Origin of the sequence: Nostoc sp. (assembly GCF_036917635.1) — a bacterium.
Classification (GTDB): domain Bacteria; phylum Cyanobacteriota; class Cyanobacteriia; order Cyanobacteriales; family Nostocaceae; genus Nostoc.
In genome coordinates, this window is record NZ_JBALCW010000090.1 from 1 (window position 1) to 22,261 (window position 22,261).

Here is a 22,261-nt window from a genome sequence, read left to right on the forward strand (position 1 = left end):
GAGATGAGTCCTCTACTCTTGTTGGTGAAAACCTGCATGAGCAAGTCATGTCTTTGATTAAAGAATCCCCGTCTCTTTAGAGCGGGGAGTGTCAATGCTCCTAATATTTCTGCTTGAGTGGAATCAGTCCACCTGTCAAGAGCTATCATCTCGTTGCCAGTTGTGTAAATCCCCTATTTATATCTGCTTGTTTGGCTTCAATCACAATTAAATTAGTTTGTGTTCTGAGGAAATAATCAAAATTACCTTGAAGCCGGTTATCAACTTTGATAGTGTATTCAATTCGTAATTTAGCACGGGAATAGTGAATTAAATCGGTGACAATTGGCACAATTAGCATTTCCCGGCGTGTAGCTTCGTTCTCCAAATCTATGTATGGTAAAACTTCCTCAATTCGCTGCTTGAGGTCACTAAGTCGGTCTAATGCGCCAGAATATTGTGGTAAATCAAGAAATTTCCGCTCGAAGGAATAGCCAAATTCAGCAACTAAATCGTCAACCGCAAACCCTAACTCAAAGTAATTACTAAAAGTATACGAGCGATTTGGGTCTAGCAATGGTTGGCGGCTCATTTGAGTTTTCTCCAAATTGTCAATATCTTTTAGAAAGGTATTTTTGTATAAAAAACACTATAATTACTGAGAAAATTATTAATGCTAATGCAATAGTGGGTCATAATATCCATTCCGAAGAACGTTCACCCAAATCCAGAGGAATGCTAACAGCTTTGCCGAGGCGGGGGCGATCGCGGGTTTGGGAAATAAAAGTTTGTACCTGTGTTGACCCACCCAAGGCATGAAGATAATTAGCAATGCTGTCAAGATGCTCTTGGTACTCCGCCTCGCTTAAGGGAAAAGAAGCTTGCTCCAGGTATTTCCACATGACTTGCAAAAATATCTTTCCTTGTGTCCTTCGAAACTGGACATCATAAGAATATCCCCACTTATCAAGCAACATCTGACGTAATTCCTGTCCTGTCATAGCTTTTCTCAATCAGATTTTACATTTAGTTATGATGTTAAGTTCCGTGACTCCAGTATGATAAGGATATAAAGAAATGTAATGCTAACAGAAAAGATGCTTTTTATATCTTGGAACAAAGAAGTATGGCATCGTTGTGAGCGCTAGCATTTCGACTTAGACAAGAGTTCCTCAAGTATTAGTACTTTTGTCAAAATGCTTAACAAAATACACAAAGAGCGCGTAGATTATGGCTCAATTTTCTGAATCAGCAGACGTGCCGGATATGGGGCGTCGTCAGTTCATGAATCTGCTTACTTTTGGGACTGTCACTGGAGTAGCTCTGGGTGCATTGTATCCCGTTGTCAACTACTTTATTCCACCCGCAACTGGTGGTGCTGGTGGCGGTGTAACAGCAAAAGACGAGCTAGGTAACGATGTTAGCGTCGCTAAATTTCTAGAAAACCGGAATGCAGGCGATCGCAACCTAGTCCAAGGACTAAAGGGAGATCCTACCTATATTGTGGTAGATAGCAAAGAAGCGATCAAAGATTATGGCATTAACGCCATCTGCACCCACTTAGGTTGTGTAGTCCCCTGGAACATTGCAGAGAACAAGTTTAAGTGTCCTTGTCATGGTTCCCAGTATGACGAAACTGGTAAAGTTATTCGGGGCCCAGCACCGTTGTCTTTACCTTTAGCCCATACCAATGTAAAAGACGACAAAATCGTTTTGACCCCTTGGACTGAAACCGACTTCCGCACCGGCGATGCAGCTTGGTGGGCTTAATCAGTGCTGAGTTATGAGTGCTGAGTTATGAGTTCTGAGTAAGGGAGTGAGGAAGTAGAGGATCGGAGGGGCAAAAGGGCAGAGGAGATAATAGTAACTCCTAACTCCTAACTCCTAACTTCTAACTCCTAACTCCTAACTCCTAACTCCTAATGACCAATGACTAATGACTAATTCAATCGTTGCCCTTATTAGAGATGAGAAATGTTTTCTTAAGAGCGAGGTTAACTCGCAGTGCTAGAGCGATCGTAAAAACATTGCTCATAGCGATCGCTACTGTGACATTTTACTTCACCAGCGATCTAGCCCTTCCCCAATCAGCTGCCGCCTATCCCTTTTGGGCACAGCAAACCTATCCCGAAACTCCCCGCGAACCAACCGGGCGGATTGTTTGTGCCAACTGTCACCTAGCAGCCAAGCCGACAGAAGTGGAAGTTCCCCAATCGGTGCTACCTGACACTGTATTCAAAGCCGTGGTAAAAATCCCTTACGATCTTAGCGCCCAGCAAGTTGGTGCCGATGGTTCTAAGGTTGGCTTGAACGTCGGCGCTGTACTGATGCTACCTGAAGGCTTTAAGATTGCTCCCGAAGATCGTCTTTCTGAAGAACTTAAAAAAGAAGTTGGCGACACTCCCTTCCAATCCTACAGCGAAGACAAAGAAAACGTCGTCATCGTCGGCCCCTTACCAGGTGAACAGTATCAAGAAATCATCTTCCCTGTTCTTTCTCCTAACCCTGGAACTGACAAAAATATCCACTTCGGTAAATATTCAGTTCACTTAGGTGCTAACCGGGGCCGCGGACAAGTTTATCCCACTGGCGAAAAGAGCAACAACACTGTCTACAATGCTTCCGCTACTGGCACAATTACCAAGATTGCCAAAGAAGAAGATGGAGACGGTAACGTTAAATATCTAGTCAACATCCAACCTGAATCTGGTGATGTTGTCGTTGATACGATTCCTTTAGGGCCAGAACTAATTGTTTCCGAAGGGCAAGCAGTTAAGACTGGTGAAGCTTTGACCGGCAACCCCAATGTCGGTGGCTTCGGTCAACAAGATGCAGAAATCGTATTGCAAGACGCTTCCAGAGTTCAATGGATGATTGCGTTCATCGCTCTTGTAATGTTAGCTCAAGTTATGCTTGTGCTGAAGAAGAAGCAGATTGAGAAAGTTCAAGCTGCTGAAATGAATTTCTAAATTTTCTGCTAAATCATTACTTGTAGGACAGGCATCTTGCCTGTCTTTTTTAATATTAGTTACACGAAACCTGGAAATTTGGGACTATATAGCCATTTTCAATTTGGTGAGGTACAGGTATGCAGACAGACCTAACCCCCAACTCGTCGCGGGAAGGGGGAAAAATTCAAAGCCTCTCTCCTTTTAGGAGAGAGGTCAAAACTGTACCTCACGCAATCGAAAACCGCTATATACTAATTACTGTAATCCTACCAACCTATTTGTATCATTATTAAAATGAAACGGTATTAACTGCTAGTAAACTTTATGAATTCAATCATGGTTATTCATCCCTATAAGTTCGGCGAGATGTGGGTGTTTGACGATGACAAGGTAGGTCTAGTTCAAGAGCCTTTCGTGGCGGGGGCAGACGAAATTATCGAAAGAATGGTGGCACAAATTGCAGATGCAGAGTCAGGGTTCAGTTTGGTATTTTCTGCGTCTCCCTTTCCTGGCTATCAACTCAAGTTTGACTGGCAGCGTGAAGAATATGGAGGTAACTGGTATTACAGTGCAGATTTAGATCGGGAAGGATGGCTCTGCCCTGCTCTATTTAAGTATTTCGATGAAGCTCCTAAAGAATTTTACGCTCAATTCAAAGCGAAAATAAACCGATAATGTTGATGAAGATGACGGCATTATGATGAAACTTTTCCTTGACTTTTTGATGAAGGATGCTATGCAGAACCCTTCTGAGCTAATTCCTTATACTCAATAAATGAGCAATTAAATGGATAATTTCCTAGCTGATGTAATTATAGATTAATGGCTTTTTTATCAATTTATTAGATTAGGCAATGTACCAAACGCTAAATGATTAGTAGCTGTATTTAAAGTTATAAGTATGGGGATAGATATTACTCTTTACGCAGAGACTCATCGAAATGGAAAGTGGGAACCGATTCCCGAACCTGCAAAAAAAGAATGGTCTAAAGGAAAAACTGTACCTGTAGAATCTACTGAAATTGTACGACCCTATAAATTATTTGCGGCACTTGCTGGCGTTTGTCAAGATAATCTACGCCGGACAATGTACGCTGTCGTAGAGCCGATTTCAGAACCACGAGGTTTTCCTGAAGATATGAATGATTTCTACAAGAAATATTTTTTAGAAAACCAATGTGGTTTGGACTTTGGACATTCTTGGTTATTGCTTCAAGAGATTATAGATTATGATTGGGACAATCAGTATGTAACTCAATGGGCACACGTAAAACATCAGTATGCACACTTGTTTCAGGATAGTGCCTCGTTTCCGGCTGAGTTTCCAGTAGGAGAAAAGCTCTATTTTGTGCTGCCAAACTGGAAACAAGAACCTGAAACAACTGAAGTATCTTGGGTGACAAGTTATAAAGAATATGTAGGTTGTTCTGAAGAGTTTATTGAAGAACTTCTCAAATTAGGATCTCCTGATGAGATTAGAATAATTTTCTGGTTTGATGCATAAGTTAAAGTCTGATAATTAAATTGATGTGCAGTACCTACAACTTAAAACAAGGTTAAATTAAATCTAGCCCTAGTTGAGTTGAGGTATTAACCCATGACAGCCTCAGTAGAGTATATCCCCGTTACCCTGATTGAGTACCCAGATGAGGATGGTAAGCCGATGGCTGAAGGTGATATCCAGTGCAGTTACTTGACTTATGCAAGAAATGCGCTAAAGATTTATTTCCAAAATCACCCAGATGTATACGTCGCTGGTAATCTATTTATTTACTACGAAAAAGGTTATCCAGAATCAGTCGTAGCCCCAGATGTATTTGTGGTGTTTGGAGTGGAAAACCATGATAGACCCTCTTACAAAACCTGGGAAGAAAATAATCAAACCCCAGATTTTGTTCTAGAGATTACCTCAAAAAGCACCCGCAGCAAAGACCAAGGGGCAAAGAAAGGAATTTATGCCTTTCTGGGAGTGCGTGAATATTTCCAATATGACCCCACAGGCGATTATCTTAATCCCCAACTCCAGGGTTTACACTTGGTCGATGGGAATTATTTCCCAGTGGCAACTAATACCCTGCCAGATGGTACAGTTTCCTTACCCAGTGAAGTTTTGGGGCTAGAGTTACGCCTAGAAGCAGGAAAACTGCGTTTTTACAATCCAGCGACTGGTGAAACACTCTTAACTCATGAAGAGGAAGCAGCTGCACGACAAGCCGCAGAAGATAAAGCACAAAGATTAGCTGCTAAACTTCGAGAATTGAATATTGATCCAGATAGCCTTTAGCTAAATCCGGCAGTGTTAATAAAATAATAGGGTGAGTATGATTCACCCACCCTAATTATGCTTAGGAATAAGAATTAAATCACATACAATTTATGTCCGAAAGCTTACCTCACCCTCAATCCCTCTCCGATATATTGGAGAGGGAAGCTAAATAGAGGATGAAGTTTTGCATTTTATTTAATTCACGTTTCTTAGTGAAATTAGACAATAATCTCAAAGTTCTCCGTTAATCTTACGCCTGATGATTTCCATCTGGGCTTGCATATCAGCTTCGGTAACAGGCATAGGATACTTTGGAGAATTAGGGTCGCGTTTGCTCATCAGAAAACGTACAGCTTCAATATCTTCACGGTTTTCCACGATATAAGCTCTCAACTCTGTAAAACTCATTTGCTCATAATTCGGGTTCATTGACAAACTCCCATTCGCCATTGGGATAAACAATGATTTGCAGTTCATCCGCAGATAAAATGTAAATTTCTCCGATTTTGTCGTCAAATCGAAATAAGCGGATGTCTTTGTAAAGATTTGACAGCATTTGGCAAACCCTTACACAGGCTAAGGCTTGCTCTGTTGTTGGTAAAATAAACACTCCTCACTACTAATATAGGGTGAGCAATGCCCACCCTACTAATGTTGATTATTTTTTGTGAGACTATAGCGGACGATAGACGCGATAGTTGATTTCGGGGAAGATATTATCCATTAACTCGACTTTTTCTAACCAACCACTGTCAACTTTGCCGATTTTAACGTCTTCATAGAGCTTATTAAAGCGCATCAGGTGCGATCGCGTCCGTCTAATTGCATAGGGTACCATTGTTCCCGTCCGCATAATAAATGCCCAGTCAGAAGATTGTGCTAATAACAATTCCCGCGCCGCTTGGTTAAGCGCTTTCAACTGCAATTCATCCTCTGGTTCCAAATGCGATATTTCAATCATCCGTTCAGCAGCTTTGTGCAAATGCGGATAAACCCACGCGTTCGTTTCATTCAACCAATATTCGTGGAAACCCTTGAAACCCCAACTCGACTGCGAAGGGCGACAGACTTGCTGAGTTGGCTGATCTCGCAAATAGTCTGCTAAATGGGTCATTTGATATGTTTTTTGGTCATACCATGACTTGCGGAATAGGTAATCGATGAACCAGGGGCCTTCATACCACCAATGTCCAAATAACTCTGCGTCATAAGGTGAAACGATAATTGGCGGGCGCTGCATTATACCATAAAGATGCTCAGATTGCCGCTCTCGGTTATACATAAAGTTATCAGCGTGTTCTGCGGCCTTTTCCCTAGCCCAATACGGATCGTAAAGTGCCTTATCTGAAAGTCCTAAGCCACGCCCTGTAATTTTGTGATACTTAATGCCCGTATTTTTCCTCTGACCATTGGGCATGATGTAGGGTTTGATATACTCATACTCTGCTTCCCAGCCCAAATCTTTGTAAAATTCTCGATATTCTGCCGCCCCAGGATAGCCCACTTCAGAAGACCATACCTGTTGGGAAGATTCATGATCTCGACCAAAGACAGCAACACCAGTTTCTGTATAAATTGGGGCATAAGTGCCAAAGCGCGGACGCGGACGGGCGTAAAGGATGCCATGCCCATCAGTAAGGAAGTAGCGTAACCCAGCATCGGCTAGCATCCGATCTAAACCTTCATAGTAGGCGCATTCCGGCAACCAAATGCCTCTGGGCGGTTGTCCAAAGGTTTGTTCGTAATGTTCGCAAGCTACCTGAATTTGCGCCCACACCGCTTCTGGATACATTTTCATCAACGGCAAATAGCCGTGAGTAGCACCGCAAGTGATAATTTCCAGGTTGTTACTGTCTTGGAACTGCTTAAAAGCTGTCACCAAGTCACCTTGATTGCGTTCCCATAGCTGACGCGCTTCTTTAAACTCAGTAATGTAATGTTCGGCTAAATAATGAAGATGTCCGTTATTGACATTATGTTCTGCTTCTAGTGCTATAAGTTCTTCTAGTTGAGTCAAGTGTGCGTCATAGCGTTCTTGCAGCAGAGGATCACGAAGCATCGACACTAGAGGTGGTGTCATACTCATCGTGATTTTAAAGTCGATACCGTCTCGCTTTAAGCCTTCAAATACTTTCAATAATGGAATGTAGGTTTCTGTGATGGCTTCATAGAGCCATTCTTCCTCCAGCACGTAGTCACTTTCCGGGTGACGAACGAAGGGCAGATGTGCGTGGAGTACAAGCGCGACGTAGCCGATAGCCATAGTGATTTTGGGGTGATACTTGTAAGTTGAAGGTCGAGAGGTTGGCTGAAATTAACAATATTTTAAGACTTATGGGGATCGATAAGAGCAGTTTTCAATTGAGTTAAATCATAGTGTGTGTAAGGGCACACCAATGTTAAAGTGGTTAATTTTTAGCCTAATTATATTGACAAAAATGATTTTATCTGATTTACGCTACGCGATCGCAAATTATAAATCTAAAACTGATGAGATAGTCTTGCAATAATAATTATTATTTAATAATTTTCAGCTAAAAAATATACTTATTACTTTCTCCAGTTGACAACATAGAGATTACCTAAGAATTTTATTCAATCTATTGACATAAGTTCTCAATGAGTAGTATTGTCTCAAAAGTGATAGTTGGGATTAACTCTCAAGAGTTACTAATTCAACCAATAAGGCTTTTGCGCCTACGAATTATGCTCAAAGCACATTCTGATTGATGCATTAGTGTGTCAAATTTTGTGCTGTGTGAAATTTGTCTTGGCAAAATATTGAGTTTTTTCTCAGTAAATCGAATATAGATAGTCTCAATTACTTTGGCAGTATCTACATCGATATATTTGACCTCAGAAACCTGCTTGATGCTGAATGATCAGCGATCGCAGACTGGGGCAGGTTCTGTTGCAAGTTAATTACACCAATTTTTCGGAAATATTCTCAATGACATCCAATACCAACTTCAACAATTTATCTACCTCATTTCCTGGCAGTGGCACCGAAGATTTAGGTATATTTGACACCGCATCATCACCCCTAGATTTCCGCCCCCCTCACTCCTGCTCCAGTACCCCGATCTACGGCACGCCGGGGGATGATGTGATTACTGCCAACGGTAGAAGCATCGTCTTTGCAGGGGAAGGGGTAAACCTGATCACCACTGGGTTGGGTAATGATGTCATTTACTCTGGTGGTAGCAGTGATTTCATTGATGCAGGTGGTGGGAACAACGTCATCAATGCAGGCCAAGGCAATAACCGCATCGTAAGCAGGGCAGGTAACGATGTCATCTACGCAGGTATAGGGAACGATACGATCTACTCAGGCAAGGGCAACGACACAATTTATGCTGGGGCAGGTAACAACGTCATCAATGCAGGTACAGGCAAAGACTCTTTGTACCTTGGCAGCACCGGCAACGACAAGCTGATCCTAGAAGGCGGTGCAGGCTCCGTTACTGTGACTGGCTTTAACATCACATCCGATAAATTGCGCTTGGGAGAAAGCCTCGTGGGTAAATCTCTCAGCTTTGCTAGCGATCGCGCCGACACCCTAGTATTTACTGGACGCGATCTACTGGCAACCCTCAAAGGTGTTGCAGATGGATCACAGGCTTTGGTAGACAATGGCCCGCTTTACCGTTATCAAGCAACGGATTTGGGTTCTTTGAGTACTAACCCGAACGGTGCAGTCAACGCGGCTTCGATTAACGACTTCGGACAAATCGCCGGACGCTTTGACACTGGTGCAACTTTCACGAATACGAACGCTACAACTGGTGTAGTGCAGCCCAAGAACCCCGTGCGTCAAGGCTTCATTTGGGAAAACGGCACCTTGACAGCCCTAACTAGCACTGGGGTGAAAAACGGTCAATCCGATTTTGGTGCAGCATCCGGCGAAACCATTACTTTGCTCACACCCAATGTGAACACCATCAGCGATCGCGGCATTATCCTGGGAACGGGTGATGAAGTGCGGCAACCGATTCCTAAACCTACCGATCGCGCCCTCCTCTGGGAAAAGGACAACAACGGCACTTACAACCTGACAATTAACGACTTTGGCAAGGTAGAAAGTTACTTCTTTGACACCAATGAGAGCAACCTGATCGTTGGTCGCAACATCGATGCACAAGAGTTTGACAAGCCACTCTACCGGGAAAATGGTGTGGTAACAGGCTTGGCAGAACTGGGCGGCGATGGCGGCACAGCCAGAGGAGTTAACGAAAGTGGTCAAATCGTTGGCTATGTGGATAGCGACGGAATTTTGGATGGCGTGACTAAGAACACCGCCATTCTGTGGGAGAAAGATGTTAACGGTGCGTATCAACTCACCAACCTTGGTACTTTTGGTGCAGAACAAGCCACCCTGCGAGACATCAACAACGGCGGTGAGATCATTGGCTCCACTAGTAATGGAACTGGAGCCACCGCTACCAGTACGCCATTCTTACTTCAGACAGACGGCACATTTACCGCGATCGGTAGCTTGGGCGGTAACACAGGTTCCGTCAACAGCATCAACGAATTCGGTCAAGTAGTCGGGGCTTCCCAAATCGCCGCAGGTACGAATCATGCTTACGTTTGGAGCAACGGTGTCCTGACTGATCTGAACAACTTGATAACCACACCACTTACCTATAACGGATCAGTAGTGACGTTGACCAGCGCCACCAGCATCAACGAATTCGGGCAAATCGTGGCGACTGGAACTTACACCTACGAAGATACCTCGACCCCAACCCCGACCATCAGCACGGGGACTCGCTCTTATGTGCTGAATATCGCTTAAGTTGGTCATTCGTAAGGGTTTTAAGCCTGTTTACATTTCGTTTATTCCCACCGAATTACTTAGTGAAATAGGGATTAGAAAACAATTTTGGATTTTGGCTCGCAAATCTAAACTTGATTGGCTTGAATCCAAAATCCAAAATCTAAAATTCAATTCGAGTTTATCTATGCAAGAGTCCAAATTTCAATTACTATCAAAAAGTGTTTCTCCTGAGTTCCCTAGACAGCTAGACATCGCCACTGTCAGTGTCTATGGTTTGGCGATTCTCTCTGGGGGCTTGTTCTTGTTTTTGCCCTTGGTCAATTTACTTCACCCCAGTCCGTGGCAGCGATCGCTAGGAACAATCCACAGTTTCAGTGCCCTACTAACCACAGTAGTGGTCGCATACACAGGACATCTGGCATTTCCCTTACTGCGGGGATCGAGCAAAGTGCTGCCCCAAATGCGAACCTTAACCTTTTGGTCTACCGTGATTACTAGCCTTGGGATCTTCACGGGCAATATCGCCTATGCCCGTTACCGAGCCAACATTGCCTATGGTGGGGCGCGGGCTTGGCTGAAGGCGAACACGCCCCTAGTTCAATACATTTTCATGGAATTTCACGAATTTAGCTGTCTGTTTACGCTACCGTTGGGGGTCGCCTGTACCTGGATTTTATGGCACTACGGCGACTCGATTTTAGATAAACAAAATCGTCCGGTATTGACAGCAACCTGTGTGGCTTTGATGGGGATGATGTTTTTTGCAATGGGAGGCTTGGTATCAGGATTAGCGATCGCCAAAGTCCACGCCCTCTAGTCCAATAATCTTCTCCAGCCCAAACAGTGGCAATTTCAATTCATTTAGGAAAATCTATCATGCCAAAACCTCTGGTTCAACCCGTGGGGAGTGAGCCAATTTACACTCGCTTCTGGAACGGGTTCAAGCAGTTTCCCAAAGGACTCCATGCTGGTTCATCTGCTCCACCCGCCGTTTCTGGCCCGGCTGCTGCGGCTCTAATTAGCGGCGGTGTGGGAGCCGTTGCGATGATGGCAACTCACCACTTTGCCGAGCTTTCCAAACCAAACAATCAGATTGTGATTCAGATGGGTAGCTGGATTCCAGGGGCGATGAACCGTGACCCGATGTGGGGCAACCTGGAAAACTACGCTGGTAAGGAAATGATGTTTTTTATCGGTTGGTGGGTCAGTTGGGCAGTGCTGCATCAGGTGTTGAAGCATCGACAGGTGAAGCCGCGGACTTTATTGATTTGGCTGTTAGGGTTGTTCACGCTAGCAACAGCTATGGCGTGGCATCCGTTGTTCCCTTGGCTGTCGTTGATGTAGGAGTGCTAATTGTGATGCAAAATTCAACTACTAGGATGCACCGATATATCTTGGGCTGGATCGGATTGATGGTTGCCTTTGGAGTGACAGTACCGATCGCTATACTGCGGGTAAGTGCTAACCCAAAGTTTGCCAATCAGCCCTTAAACTCACAAACCTGTGATTCCCGCAATCCAGAAACCCGAACAGTTACATTTTGGATCAAGACTTGCAGTCAGATGAAAGTTGCACCGATCGCCCAAAAAGCCGATCCTGTGGCAAAGCCAGTTACAAAGTAAAGTCTTCCTTTACAATACTTCGGACATTTTTTTGACCAATTTCAAAAGGCTTTCAGTACTCACGGTTTCAGGATCGAGCTATTTTTTCAAAGTTAGCTCCACATCTGACTTTGAAAATAATATCCCGCCTACGGCAGAATTAGGGTTTGAAGTCTAAAACCTGCTCAATTTTTGTCCGAAGTATTGCTTTAGACATGTGGTGAAATTAAATATGTTTTTTCTGGCTACTTTTTGTCTAAGTCCCAATAGAAGTCATTCGCACTGCTTATTCTTCATCCCGATATAATTCCTGCAAGTCCTGTAACTGAGTTTTCCGAGAAATTCGGCGATATTTTTTACTTTCTAACTTGGGTTCGTATTGACTCTGCCCTTTGCCTTTGCTTTTGCTTTTTAACTTCATGGTGGATTCTGGATCAGCTTGTTGGTGCAGCTGAGTTTGATGTGCGATCGCTGCATCCAAAAATTCTAAATAATGTTCATATCGTTCCCAATCTCCCCGCACCACACACTCAGGCTCGTCTCGATGCAGACAATCACTAAACCGACAGCTAGCAACTGCTAACCGCTTTCTGGCTTCTGGAAAATAATGGATTAATTCTTCTGGGTTACAATCCATGTCCGGCTGATTAAAGCCGGGAGTATCAGCAAGCATTCCACCGCTAGGCAACTCAAATAATTCTATATGGCGAGTCGTATGACGACCACGAGCTAGTTTTCCAGAAACTTCTCCCACTCGCAGGCGAAGAGAGTCAATCAGCGAATTAATCAGGCTGGATTTACCAACACCGGAAGGCCCAGCAATTACAGTAATTTTATTGCTCAAATATCTGGCTGCTTGCTCGGTATTTATACCATCTTTAACACTGATAAATATTGGTTCATAGCCCCAACCGAGGAGGCGATCGCTAACTTGCTGCTGTTCTGGTGGTGAAATTAAATCACTTTTATTCAAGCATAAAAGCACATCTAAACCAGTAGACTCAGCCTTAATCAGAAACCGACTGAGTTGATAAGGTTCCAAAGGTGGATCGGCAACGGCAAATACCAATAGGATTTGGTTGACATTGGCGATCGCTGGACGATCTAATTCGCTGTGGCGGGGTAAAACATCAGCGATCGCACCCCGTCCCCCAGCCCAATCTGGTTCTTCTACCACAACGCGATCGCCCACCATCACCTGTTGTCCGATTTTTTTCAGGCGTGTTCGGCGAGTACAGAGAAGCAGGAGATCAGGGGGATGGGGAAGAGGAGGATCATGCTCCCTCATCTCCCTATCCTGTTGATCCAGCTGTACTCGGTAAAAATTAGCCTGTACAGCCACCACTGTACCCAATAACTGTCCAGTTGCGGCAAAATCCTCTGTCATTGGCTAGCAACTGGACGGCGTACTAACAGAGAAAAATAACTATTACAGTCTGTAATTTGTTCCACCTGATAACCTGCCATTGTCAGGCTATCGGGAACCTGCTCAATCGGCTCACCAGGGTCTAGCCAGACTTCTAGTAAACCTCCCAATGGCATTTTCTCTAGACGTAGTTTTGTCCGCACAAAATTAATTGGGCAAGGAGTGCCGCGTAAATCAAGTTGAGCATCAGGAGTTAAAAGAGAAGAGGGCTTCATTACTTAAATAAATTTCCCAAGAATCCTTCTAGACCGCCTTTACCAGTGCGATCTCCCTTAATTTTAGCCAGCTTTTCCAACAGTTCCCTCTCCTCAGGGGTGACCTTGGTGGGAATATCAATTAATACTGTCAGCATGTGATCCCCTCGACTAACGGGATTACCCAAACGGGGTACGCCGCGATTTTCCAACTTCATCACCGTATTCGGTTGGGTTCCAGCCGGAATAATCAGTTCCACAGGCCCATCTACCGTATCTACCTCTAACCGACAACCTAAAATCGCTTGCAGGTAGCTAAGTTTGATTTCCGAGAGAATATTAATGCCATCCCGTTGGAATTCCTCGTCCTCATTTACGAACAAGTAAACGTATAAATCCCCAGGAGGTCCACTGCGTTGGCCGGCATCTCCTTCACTAGAAATCCGCAAGCGTGTGCCATTATCCACCCCAGCCGGAATGGTAATTTTGAGTTTCTTTGTGACTTGATTTGCGCCCTTACCATCACAGGCATCACACTTATCTTCAATTACCATCCCTGTCCCATTACAGGTGGGACAAGTCGAAACTTGAGTGAAACTGCCAAAAGGGGTTCTGGTAACACGGCGCACTTGACCCGATCCGGTACAAGTCGAACAAGTCCGGGGGCGGGTTCCAGGTTTAGCACCAGAACCGGTACAGACTTCACAATTTTCTAGATGGGAAATGCGAATTTCTTTTTCCCCGCCAAATACCGCTTCCCGAAAGTCTAACTTCAGGTCTAGCCGTAGGTCATCACCCCTAGCAGGCCCACTGCGGCGTCTTTGTTGCGTAGGATTACCCATACCGCCAGCAAAGCCACTAAAAATGCTTTCAAAGATATCGGCAAAACCACCCATATCGCCGACATCTTGGAAACCTGAGCCAGCACCTGACACACCTTCTGGGCCAAAGCGATCGTAACGAGCGCGGGTTTCTGGCTCTGAAAGTACCTCATAAGCGCGGTTAATTTCTTTAAAGCGATCCTCCGCCCCGGGTTCTTTGTTCACATCTGGGTGATACTTCCGGGCTAAACGGCGATAGGCTTGTTTGATTTCTTCTTTGTCGGTGTCACGAGAGACACCCAGGATTTCATAATAGTCGCGGGCCATATAGCAAAGGTAAAAGTTAGAAGGAAGAAAGCAGAAGTCAGTAGAAGGTGACGGTCACTTGCTACCCTATGGAAAAGCGTTTTTCCTACAGATGATATATATGGAGGAGTAACACACTATCCTTTAGAGAGCAACTTGCCTGAGTCCAGGCAGAAGATAAAATTAATTTTTGTTAATAACTGATTTTACCCTTTACCTTTTACAAAAATCACCGACAAATTTTGAGCAACAGGTGCTTTCCTCGTGGGAGACGACAAAAGCCACAGAAGTTATGATCAGGGGAAGCCTCTGCTTAGACTTTTCATAAAAAAATCTGGTATGTTGGAAACTCAGCAATTCATGCGCTGATAGGGAAGCGACACGTGCAGTTTGAACCGCATTCAATATTCTTAATATTTTGATGCTGCTACCGCCTTGAGAATACTTTGTTTGCTGTGCCTTTGTAATGCACTTTCAACGGGACAATTACCATTTCAAACATTTCTTTTTGTACGCATAGCAACGATGTAAACTCCCTTGCGGGGTAATGTTAGCGTCTCCCCTTGGGAGAAGCTACGCGAGCGACCTGTTATAAGAGCTTGTTAGGCTTGCAACACTGTTCCAGTGACCTTAGAACTGTTTAATCACAAGCGACAGAGCGGGGAACTAGCTACACATTCCTTTCTTGTCGTGACTCAAATAACGTTTACCCTTCTCCTTCGGAGACGCTAGCCGGAACGACTACGCTCAGGGTGGTCTGGTCAGCACAGCTTGTTTGATTTCTCTTGCAAGCTCAGTCCCTTTAGGGCTGGGTTCCTGACTGCTGAGTCGGCTGTCTCTTTTACAATTGTGCTAGGTAGGAGAGGAAAACTCCGCCCATCAACCGGAGGGGCTAGCCGCACCATTAGGTGTGGAAAACCACCCTTATGTAATGGAAGTGCATCTGAACTGGCACACTGCCTAGCCCACAGTAATTTGCTTCTACAATCTAGCAAACTGCTGGGGTCTTGTGAAACTTCGCTAAATTTATAATCTAAATATATAGATATATTAAAGTACCTTAATAAAAATCTGCAACTTACGGGAGTGGGGAGTGGGGAGTCGGGAGTGGGAGCCAGGGGAGCCAGGGGAGGCAGGGGAGGCAGGGGAGGCAGGGGAGGCAGGGGAGGCAAGGAAAGAAATAACTAATGACTAATGCCCAATGCCCAATGCCCAATGCCCAATCCCTAATCTATCGCCTCATAATCAACTTGGGCAGTACTTTCTTCGTCAAAATCAAAGTTGAATTGTGGTATTAGGGTGCCATTATTCATTGGTGAGTCTACTTGTGGGGTAAAGAGATTCGTTGAAGCCTCTTCAGTCTCCTCATTTTGGCTGTTAGCTCGATTGTAGACATCAGCACCAATTGCAAACAGGGTTTGTTGGAAGTCGTCTAAGCGCTGCTTAAATTCCACAGTTGAAATACTAGAATCAATCATTGCAGCTTGGAGTTGTGAAACTTTTTCACTGGCCAAAGTTTTCATTTGCTCGCCGATAAAGTTGCTATTATCCTTCATGGTGGATTCGTAACTGAATAACAGATTATCTGCTTGGTTTTTGAGTTCAACCAGTTCTTTACGTCTTCTATCTTCGTCGGAAAACATTTCAGCCTCTTGGCGCATGCGTTCGACTTCGTTGGTACTCAAACCACCTGTATTGGTAATTCTGATACTGTGTTCTCTACCTGTACCTTTATCTTGGGCAGAAACCTTCAAGATACCGTTGACATCGATTTCAAAGGATACTTCAATTTGTGGCACACCACGGGGCGATGGGGGAATTCCTGCTAGGAGAAACTTGCCGAGACTCTTGTTATCTCGTGACATTGCCCGTTCACCTTGGAGGATGTGAATTTCTACCGAGGTTTGTCCATCAACTGCTGTGGAAAAAATTTGTGACTTACTAGTGGGAATTGTGGTGTTGCGTTCAATAATTTTGGTGAACACTTCACCCAAAGTTTCAATTCCCAACGACAGGGGAGTGACATCCAATAGTAAGAGATTATCAACTTCGCCACCCAAGACACCTGCTTGGATAGCCGCTCCCAATGCTACCGCTTCGTCAGGGTTGATGGAGCGATCGGGCGCTTTGCCATTGAAAAACTTAATTAGCGCGTTTTGGACTGCGGGAATACGGGTAGAACCACCTACCAAAATAATCCGATCTATATTTTGTGGTTTGAGATCCGCATCTTTGAGCGCTTGGATCATTGGTTCGATGGTACTTTCAATTAAATTAAGTGCCAGTTCTTCAAATTTAGAGCGGCTCAGTTCCATCTCCAGATGCTTGGGCCCGGTGTCATCAGCCGTGATAAACGGCAAGTTGATGGAGGTATTCATCATGCTGGAGAGTTCAATTTTTGCCTTTTCTGCTGCTTCCCGCAAGCGTTGCAGAGCCATTTTATCTTGGGAAAGGTCGATTTTCTCTTGTTGCTGGAAGCGTTCCATCATCCAACGGACGATCGCATTATCAAAGTCGTCTCCACCCAGTTGATTGTTACCACTAGTTGCTTTAACTTCAAAAACGCCATCCCCAAGTTGCAGGATCGATACGTCGAAGGTTCCGCCTCCCAAGTCAAATACTAAAATTAGCTGTTCTTGGTCTTGCTTGTCCAATCCGAAAGCTAAAGCCGCAGCTGTTGGTTCATTGATGATTCGCAAGACTTCTAATCCTGCAATTGTGCCAGCATCTTTAGTTGCTTGTCTTTGGGCATCTGTAAAATATGCCGGTACCGTAATTACTGCCTGAGTCACTTCCTCACCCAAGAAGCTTTCTGCATCCTGCTTAAGCTTTTGCAGGATCATGGCGGACAATTCTTGTGGCGTGTAGTTTTTCGAGCGAATTTGGACATCAACGGTATCGTCTCGACCTTTGATGCAGTTGTAGGGGACGCGATCGCGTTCTGTTTCAGTGTCGTCCCAACGCCGCCCGATAAATCGTTTAATACTGTAAATTGTGTTTTCGGCATTGGTTACGGCTTGGCGCTTTGCCAATTGACCAATCAAGCGATCGCCACTCTTGCCAAATCCCACAATACTTGGAGTAGTTCGTCCACCTTCAGAATTGGAGATCACCAGTGGTTGACCGCCTTCCAAAACTGCGACGCAACTGTTAGTAGTGCCTAAGTCGATCCCAATAACTTTTCCCATAATTATCAGTATTTTTACCGAGTTTTTTCTGCTGTAATATGTCGCGGACTAGCTCAAAACTTCAGCATATAGAAATGGGGAAGGTAGGGGAGCAGGGGGAGATGAGGGAGATAAGGGAGTAAATTCCTCCTTATCCCCCTCATCCTCCTCATCCTCGTTATCTCCCTCATCCTCTCCATCCCTCAATAATGATGCTCTTCCTTGCTAGAACCCAGGCACTTTCGGTCAGCGAGGCTTTGCGATTACAGCTTAACTGAAGGCTTGACTCGACTGATCTTCTGGTGCAGAAGGGCTATCTTCCTTGGGAGCAGCTACTTTGACCATTGCATGGCGTAGCACGCGATCGCCCAAGTAATATCCGCGCACTAACTCTTCTAACACTGTTCCTTCAGGATGTTCATCCGTAGGTTCGCGCATTACTGCTTCATGGAGGTTCGGATCAAATTCTTGACCTTCAGGACGCATTGGTGATACACCCAAGCGCTTCAGGCTATCTACCAATTGTTTGTAAACGCCTTGGTAACTTTTGTGCATGGTCATTTCGCCTTCAGATTGCGGTTTGAGGTGCGATCGCGCCCGCTCAAAATTATCGACCACTGGCAGCAATTCTAGAATCGTGTTCCGCTTCATCAGCGTCTCTAACTCTTCTTTTTCTTTGCTGGTACGTTTCCGGTAATTCTCAAAATCAGCGGCAATCCGCATATATTGAGTACTACGTTCTTCTAGTTGCGTTTTGAGAGAGTCGATTTGTTGAGTCAGTTCTGCCAAAGCTGCTGTTTCCATTCCAGTTTTCTCACTTGCAGCGACGCTATTTTCTGGATTGAGATTAGCCGTATCCCCGGATATATTGGTTTGGGCTGCCACTTGCTCTGTCACCTCGCTACCAGATTCATTGAAATTAATTTGGGCTGGGGAGTCACTCTTCATTGCTTGCTTTACCTCTGTTGGTTCACCCAATTGCTGGCTTGTATTGTTTATCTGTTTATTTTCATCCATTATTGTCTACTCATTCCAGATGCTTTTTATGGCAGTGTATCTCCACAGCTTGCAACTGTCGTCATCCACGACTTGCCACTGAGGCTGATTTTGTTGCCGACAAGTTTCTGAAAATGATGTAACCGTCCTCTTATTGTGACAAATGGTGAACACGTTAGCCCAGACCCCACTAAGGCGGTAACCCGAACGAGTAATTTACAAGGTAGCGCTGAATGTGACTCGCCCCTGATCTTATTTGAAAATATCTTTAATTTTTAATTTTTAATTCAAAGTAAAGCGACGTGACTCAGGACTTTTTTGAGAAATGAGAATTCTGTCTCACAGCCTGGGAATACTTTAACCAGAGGTTTCCCCAAATCAATTGCTCATTTATGAACTCGTCACCACAACGGCGCAGTACCGCTCTAACTACCAGAACAGAGTTTTCGCCCTTTGGCAACAAGCTAGTGCAATCTGGCTATGTCAATACCGAACAGATGAGGCAGGCACTAATTGAAAGCCGCAAATCTGGCAGACCCTTAACCGAAGTACTAGAGTCAATCACTGGGCAACAACTATCACCTGAGTTGCTCAGGCAATATAAAAAACAACAGCTATTTGAACTAAAAATACTATACGGTGTTGAATTCCTCGATCCGGAAGTCAATTCTTTTGGCAACACGGAGATGGCGAACCTGATTGAAACCCTCATCCCAGTGGATATTTGCCGTCGCCACCGTTTAGTACCACTATCGAAACACGAAGACCAAACCCCGCCCTCAGTTTTAGTGGCGATGGTCGCTCCTGATAATCTAGAGGCTTCTGATGATCTAAATCGCATCTTGCGCCCCCAAGGCTTGGCCTTGCAGCGCATGGTGATTACACAAGAAGACTACCAACAGCTAATCAACCAATATTTGGATGAAATGGCTGTTAAGCAAAAGCACCTAGAACGAGAAAACGCTACAGATATTAGTCAGGATTTAGAAAATCTCGGAAATCTCGATATTTCGGATGCTCCTGAAGAAATGGAGGCTGATCTAGGGGCAGCGATGAAGGGTGCAGAGGATGCCCCAGTTATCAACCTAGTCAACAGAATCCTGGCTAAAGCCTTGCATGAGGGCGTTTCTGACATTCATATCGAACCGCAAGAAGAAAATTTACGCATTCGCTTTCGGAAAGATGGCGTACTGCGTGAAGCTTTCCCCTTAATGCCGAAAAAAATCATCCCGGCGGTGACAGCCCGATTTAAAATCATCTCCAATCTCGACATTGCGGAACGCCGTCTACCCCAAGATGGACGCATCCGGCGGCTGTTTGAGGGACGTAAGGTGGACTTTCGGGTGAATACCTTACCCAGTCGCTACGGGGAAAAGGTGGTGCTGCGGATTTTGGATAACTCCTCCACCCAATTGGGATTGGATAAGTTAATTACCGATCCAGAGACTTTGCATATTGTCCAGGATATGGTTAGCCGTCCCTTTGGTCTAATTTTGGTAACTGGGCCAACTGGTTCTGGGAAAACAACGTCGCTATATTCTGCATTATCAGAAAAGAATGATCCCGGAATTAATATCAGTACTGTAGAAGACCCCATTGAATACAGTCTTCCAGGGATTACTCAAGTACAGGTGATTCGAGAAAAAGGGCTGGATTTTGCTACCGCTCTGCGGGCTTTCTTGCGACAAGATCCAGATGTGCTGCTGGTAGGTGAAACGCGGGATAAGGAAACGGCAAAAACAGCAATTGAGGCTGCGTTAACCGGTCACTTGGTATTAACTACCTTACATACCAATGATGCCCCAGGTGCGATCGCTCGTTTGGGAGAAATGGGGATTGAGCCTTTCATGGTTTCTAGTTCCCTTATTGGCGTTTTAGCTCAACGTTTGGTGCGGCGTGTATGTTCTGAATGTCGTATTGCCTACACTCCCACAACCGAAGAATTGGCTCGTTATGGTCTATCAGCTTCCTCAGATGTTGAAGTTACCTTCTATAAGGCTAACACCTTGACATTAGATGCGATCGCTGACGCCAAAACCAAAAATCAGCTTTGCTCAAAATGTAATGGGATCGGCTACAAAGGGCGTTGTGGTGTTTATGAAGTCATGCGAGTCACCGAAAACCTGCAAACTCTCATCAACGAAGATGCACCCACAGAACGCATCAAGGAAGTGGCAATAGAAGAGGGCATGAAAACCTTGCTGGCTTACAGTTTGGACTTAGTGCGCCAAGGTTCCACCACTCTAGAAGAAGTAGAACGGGTGACGTTTACTGATACTGGTTTGGAAGCCGAGTTAAAAGCCAAACGCAAGACTGGTCTTACCTGCCGAACTTGTGATGCCACATTGAAACCAGAATGGCTCGATTGTCCCTACTGTATGACATCTCGGTTTTAAGACTAGTCATTGGTCATTAGTCATTGGTTAGTAACTTTAAACAAAGGACAACTGACAAATAACAAAGGACAAATAAAACATTAAAAGGAAGCAGAACTATGGAAATGATGATTGAAGACCTGATGGAGCAGTTGATTGAATTGGGTGGCTCGGATATGCATTTATCCGCAGGTTTGCCTCCCTACTTCCGCATCAGTGGCAAACTTACCCCCATAGGTGAGCATGTATTGACAGCCGATCAATGTCAAAGGCTGATTTTTAGTATGCTCAACAACACCCAGCGTAAAACCTTAGAGCAGAACTGGGAATTGGATTGTTCTTATGGTGTTAAGGGTTTGGCTCGCTTCCGGGTCAATGTGTATAAAGAACGTGGTTCTTATGCTGCTTGCTTACGGGCATTAAGTTCTAAGATTCCTAACTTTGAAAAATTAGGTTTGCCAGATATCGTGCGGGAAATGACAGATAAGCCCAGAGGGCTAATTCTGGTGACAGGCCCTACAGGTTCCGGCAAGACAACTACTCTAGCGGCAATGATTGATTTGATTAACCGCACCAAGGCAGAGCATATTTTAACGGTGGAAGATCCGATTGAATTTGTCTACGAACCAATTAAAAGCTTGGTTCACCAACGACAACTAGGTGAAGATACTAAGAGCTTTGCTAATGCTTTGAAAGCAGCTTTGCGGGAAGATCCAGATATTGTTCTGGTGGGGGAAATGCGCGATTTAGAAACGATTTCTTTGGCGATTTCGGCAGCAGAAACAGGACACTTGGTATTTGGTACTCTCCACACTAGTTCTGCTGCACAGACAGTTGACCGGATTATCGACGTTTTCCCCCATGAAAGACAAACTCAGGTGCGGGTGCAGTTATCTAACTCCTTAGTAGCGGTATTTAGCCAGACTCTGGTATCCAAGAAAAACCCTAAACCCGGTGAATATGGTCGGGTGATGGCTCAAGAAATTCTGATTGTCACTCCTGCTATTTCCAACTTGATTCGAGAAGGCAAAACATCTCAAATTTACTCGGCTATTCAAACTGGCGGCAAATTGGGAATGCAAACTCTGGAGAAGGTTTTAGCCGATTTTTACAAAGCAGGAACCATTTCTTTTGAAGCGGCGATGTCTAAAACTTCTAAGCCAGATGAAATCCAACGTCTCATCGGTACTTCTGTACCACCGCAGGCAGCAGGTGCGAAATCTGGTGCGGCTGCTAAAGCGCATTAAAGGAATTGGGGAGATGAGGGAGATGAGGGAGCAGGGGAAGAAGCAAGGGAGCAGGGAGCAGGGAGCAGGGGAGAAGAATTTTCCCCTCTCTCTGCCTCTAATGCCCACTTGCCATCAGCGGAACCGTAAAGCCTGCGGCATAGCTTCGCTTA

The 22,261-nt window shown here is 44.7% G+C and carries 20 protein-coding genes and 1 pseudogene; 11 read left to right on the plus strand and 10 right to left on the minus strand.

The features are described from left to right. Positions 1-145 precede the first annotated feature (145 nt). Both V7K32_RS20505 and V7K32_RS20510 read right to left on the minus strand, forming a co-directional pair. The gene (locus V7K32_RS20505; RefSeq protein ID WP_334995636.1) at positions 146-571 is read right to left on the minus strand and encodes a hypothetical protein; all 426 of its coding nucleotides are present in this window, start codon (positions 569-571) and stop codon (positions 146-148) included. A 100-nt stretch (positions 572-671) separates the two neighbouring features. Then, positions 672-980 (minus strand): DUF3067 family protein, encoded by a 309-nt coding sequence (locus tag V7K32_RS20510; protein WP_334995637.1) that lies wholly within the window; start codon positions 978-980, stop codon positions 672-674. A 229-nt stretch (positions 981-1,209) separates the two neighbouring features. On the opposite strand from V7K32_RS20510, the gene petC reads away from it, so the two are divergent. From petC to V7K32_RS20535, 5 genes are all read left to right on the plus strand, one after another. Next, positions 1,210-1,749: a cytochrome b6-f complex iron-sulfur subunit gene (gene petC / locus V7K32_RS20515; protein ID WP_334995638.1), complete on the plus strand. Its 540-nt coding sequence runs from the start codon at positions 1,210-1,212 to the stop codon at positions 1,747-1,749. 197 nt (positions 1,750-1,946) lie between these two features. Then, a complete protein-coding gene (gene petA, locus V7K32_RS20520) occupies positions 1,947-2,948 on the plus strand; it encodes a cytochrome f (protein WP_334995639.1) in 1,002 nt (333 codons plus the stop codon). Between the two features lie 306 nt (positions 2,949-3,254). Continuing rightward, positions 3,255-3,605, plus strand: a complete 351-nt coding sequence (locus tag V7K32_RS20525) for a DUF6717 family protein (protein WP_334995640.1) — start codon at positions 3,255-3,257, stop codon at positions 3,603-3,605. A gap of 226 nt (positions 3,606-3,831) precedes the next feature. Beyond that, positions 3,832-4,434, plus strand: coding sequence for a hypothetical protein (locus V7K32_RS20530; RefSeq protein ID WP_334995641.1), 603 nt, complete (start codon positions 3,832-3,834; stop codon positions 4,432-4,434). A 93-nt stretch (positions 4,435-4,527) separates the two neighbouring features. Further along, positions 4,528-5,214 (plus strand): Uma2 family endonuclease, encoded by a 687-nt coding sequence (locus tag V7K32_RS20535; RefSeq protein ID WP_334995642.1) that lies wholly within the window; start codon positions 4,528-4,530, stop codon positions 5,212-5,214. A gap of 213 nt (positions 5,215-5,427) precedes the next feature. Here V7K32_RS20535 and V7K32_RS20540 read toward each other — a convergent pair whose 3' ends face one another. The 3 genes from V7K32_RS20540 to V7K32_RS20550 all read right to left on the minus strand — a co-directional run bounded on the left by V7K32_RS20540 (position 5,428) and on the right by V7K32_RS20550 (position 7,459). Further along, positions 5,428-5,625 carry a DUF6887 family protein gene (locus V7K32_RS20540; RefSeq protein WP_334995643.1) on the minus strand — a complete coding sequence of 66 codons (198 nt, stop codon included), beginning with the start codon at positions 5,623-5,625 and terminating at the stop codon, positions 5,428-5,430. Continuing rightward, positions 5,609-5,806, minus strand: a complete 198-nt coding sequence (locus tag V7K32_RS20545; RefSeq protein WP_442938778.1) for a DUF6888 family protein — start codon at positions 5,804-5,806, stop codon at positions 5,609-5,611. Before V7K32_RS20545 ends, V7K32_RS20540 begins: the two co-directional genes overlap by 17 nt. Before the next feature lie 63 nt (positions 5,807-5,869). After that, positions 5,870-7,459, minus strand: a complete 1,590-nt coding sequence (locus V7K32_RS20550) for a glycoside hydrolase family 57 protein (protein ID WP_334995645.1) — start codon at positions 7,457-7,459, stop codon at positions 5,870-5,872. A gap of 687 nt (positions 7,460-8,146) precedes the next feature. Here V7K32_RS20550 and V7K32_RS20555 point away from each other — a divergent pair. From V7K32_RS20555 to V7K32_RS20570, 4 genes are all read left to right on the plus strand, one after another. After that, positions 8,147-9,994 carry a hypothetical protein gene (locus tag V7K32_RS20555; protein WP_334995646.1) on the plus strand — a complete coding sequence of 616 codons (1,848 nt, stop codon included), beginning with the start codon at positions 8,147-8,149 and terminating at the stop codon, positions 9,992-9,994. 166 nt (positions 9,995-10,160) lie between these two features. Beyond that, positions 10,161-10,793, plus strand: a complete 633-nt coding sequence (locus V7K32_RS20560; RefSeq protein WP_334995647.1) for a hypothetical protein — start codon at positions 10,161-10,163, stop codon at positions 10,791-10,793. Positions 10,794-10,852: 59 nt separating this feature from the next. Beyond that, the gene (locus V7K32_RS20565; protein WP_334995648.1) at positions 10,853-11,320 is read left to right on the plus strand and encodes a hypothetical protein; all 468 of its coding nucleotides are present in this window, start codon (positions 10,853-10,855) and stop codon (positions 11,318-11,320) included. 11 nt (positions 11,321-11,331) lie between these two features. Next, a complete protein-coding gene (locus tag V7K32_RS20570; RefSeq protein ID WP_334995649.1) occupies positions 11,332-11,598 on the plus strand; it encodes a hypothetical protein in 267 nt (88 codons plus the stop codon). A gap of 265 nt (positions 11,599-11,863) precedes the next feature. Here the strand turns inward: V7K32_RS20570 and rsgA are convergent, their stop codons facing one another. From rsgA to grpE, 5 genes are all read right to left on the minus strand, one after another. Next, positions 11,864-12,964, minus strand: a complete 1,101-nt coding sequence (gene rsgA, locus V7K32_RS20575) for a small ribosomal subunit biogenesis GTPase RsgA (RefSeq protein ID WP_334995650.1) — start codon at positions 12,962-12,964, stop codon at positions 11,864-11,866. Beyond that, entirely contained in the window at positions 12,961-13,218 is a 258-nt protein-coding gene (locus V7K32_RS20580; protein ID WP_334879958.1) for a sulfurtransferase TusA family protein, read from the minus strand. Before V7K32_RS20580 ends, rsgA begins: the two co-directional genes overlap by 4 nt. Beyond that, positions 13,218-14,345, minus strand: coding sequence for a molecular chaperone DnaJ (dnaJ, locus tag V7K32_RS20585; RefSeq protein ID WP_334995651.1), 1,128 nt, complete (start codon positions 14,343-14,345; stop codon positions 13,218-13,220). The genes V7K32_RS20580 and dnaJ overlap by 1 nt, the downstream gene beginning before the upstream one ends. Before the next feature lie 1,205 nt (positions 14,346-15,550). After that, positions 15,551-17,512 (minus strand): molecular chaperone DnaK, encoded by a 1,962-nt coding sequence (dnaK, locus tag V7K32_RS20590; protein ID WP_334995652.1) that lies wholly within the window; start codon positions 17,510-17,512, stop codon positions 15,551-15,553. A 249-nt stretch (positions 17,513-17,761) separates the two neighbouring features. Further along, complete coding sequence (gene grpE, locus V7K32_RS20595) at positions 17,762-18,511, minus strand: nucleotide exchange factor GrpE (RefSeq protein WP_334995665.1); 750 nt, start codon at positions 18,509-18,511, stop codon at positions 17,762-17,764. Positions 18,512-18,879: 368 nt separating this feature from the next. Here grpE and V7K32_RS20600 point away from each other — a divergent pair, with 368 nt between their 5' ends. Together V7K32_RS20600 and V7K32_RS20605 are read left to right on the plus strand one after the other, a co-directional pair. Further along, positions 18,880-20,883, plus strand: coding sequence for a GspE/PulE family protein (locus V7K32_RS20600; RefSeq protein WP_334995653.1), 2,004 nt, complete (start codon positions 18,880-18,882; stop codon positions 20,881-20,883). Between the two features lie 95 nt (positions 20,884-20,978). After that, positions 20,979-22,109 (plus strand): annotated as a pseudogene (locus tag V7K32_RS20605) (type IV pilus twitching motility protein PilT); the annotation flags it as partial. Between the last annotated feature and the right edge of the window lie 152 nt (positions 22,110-22,261).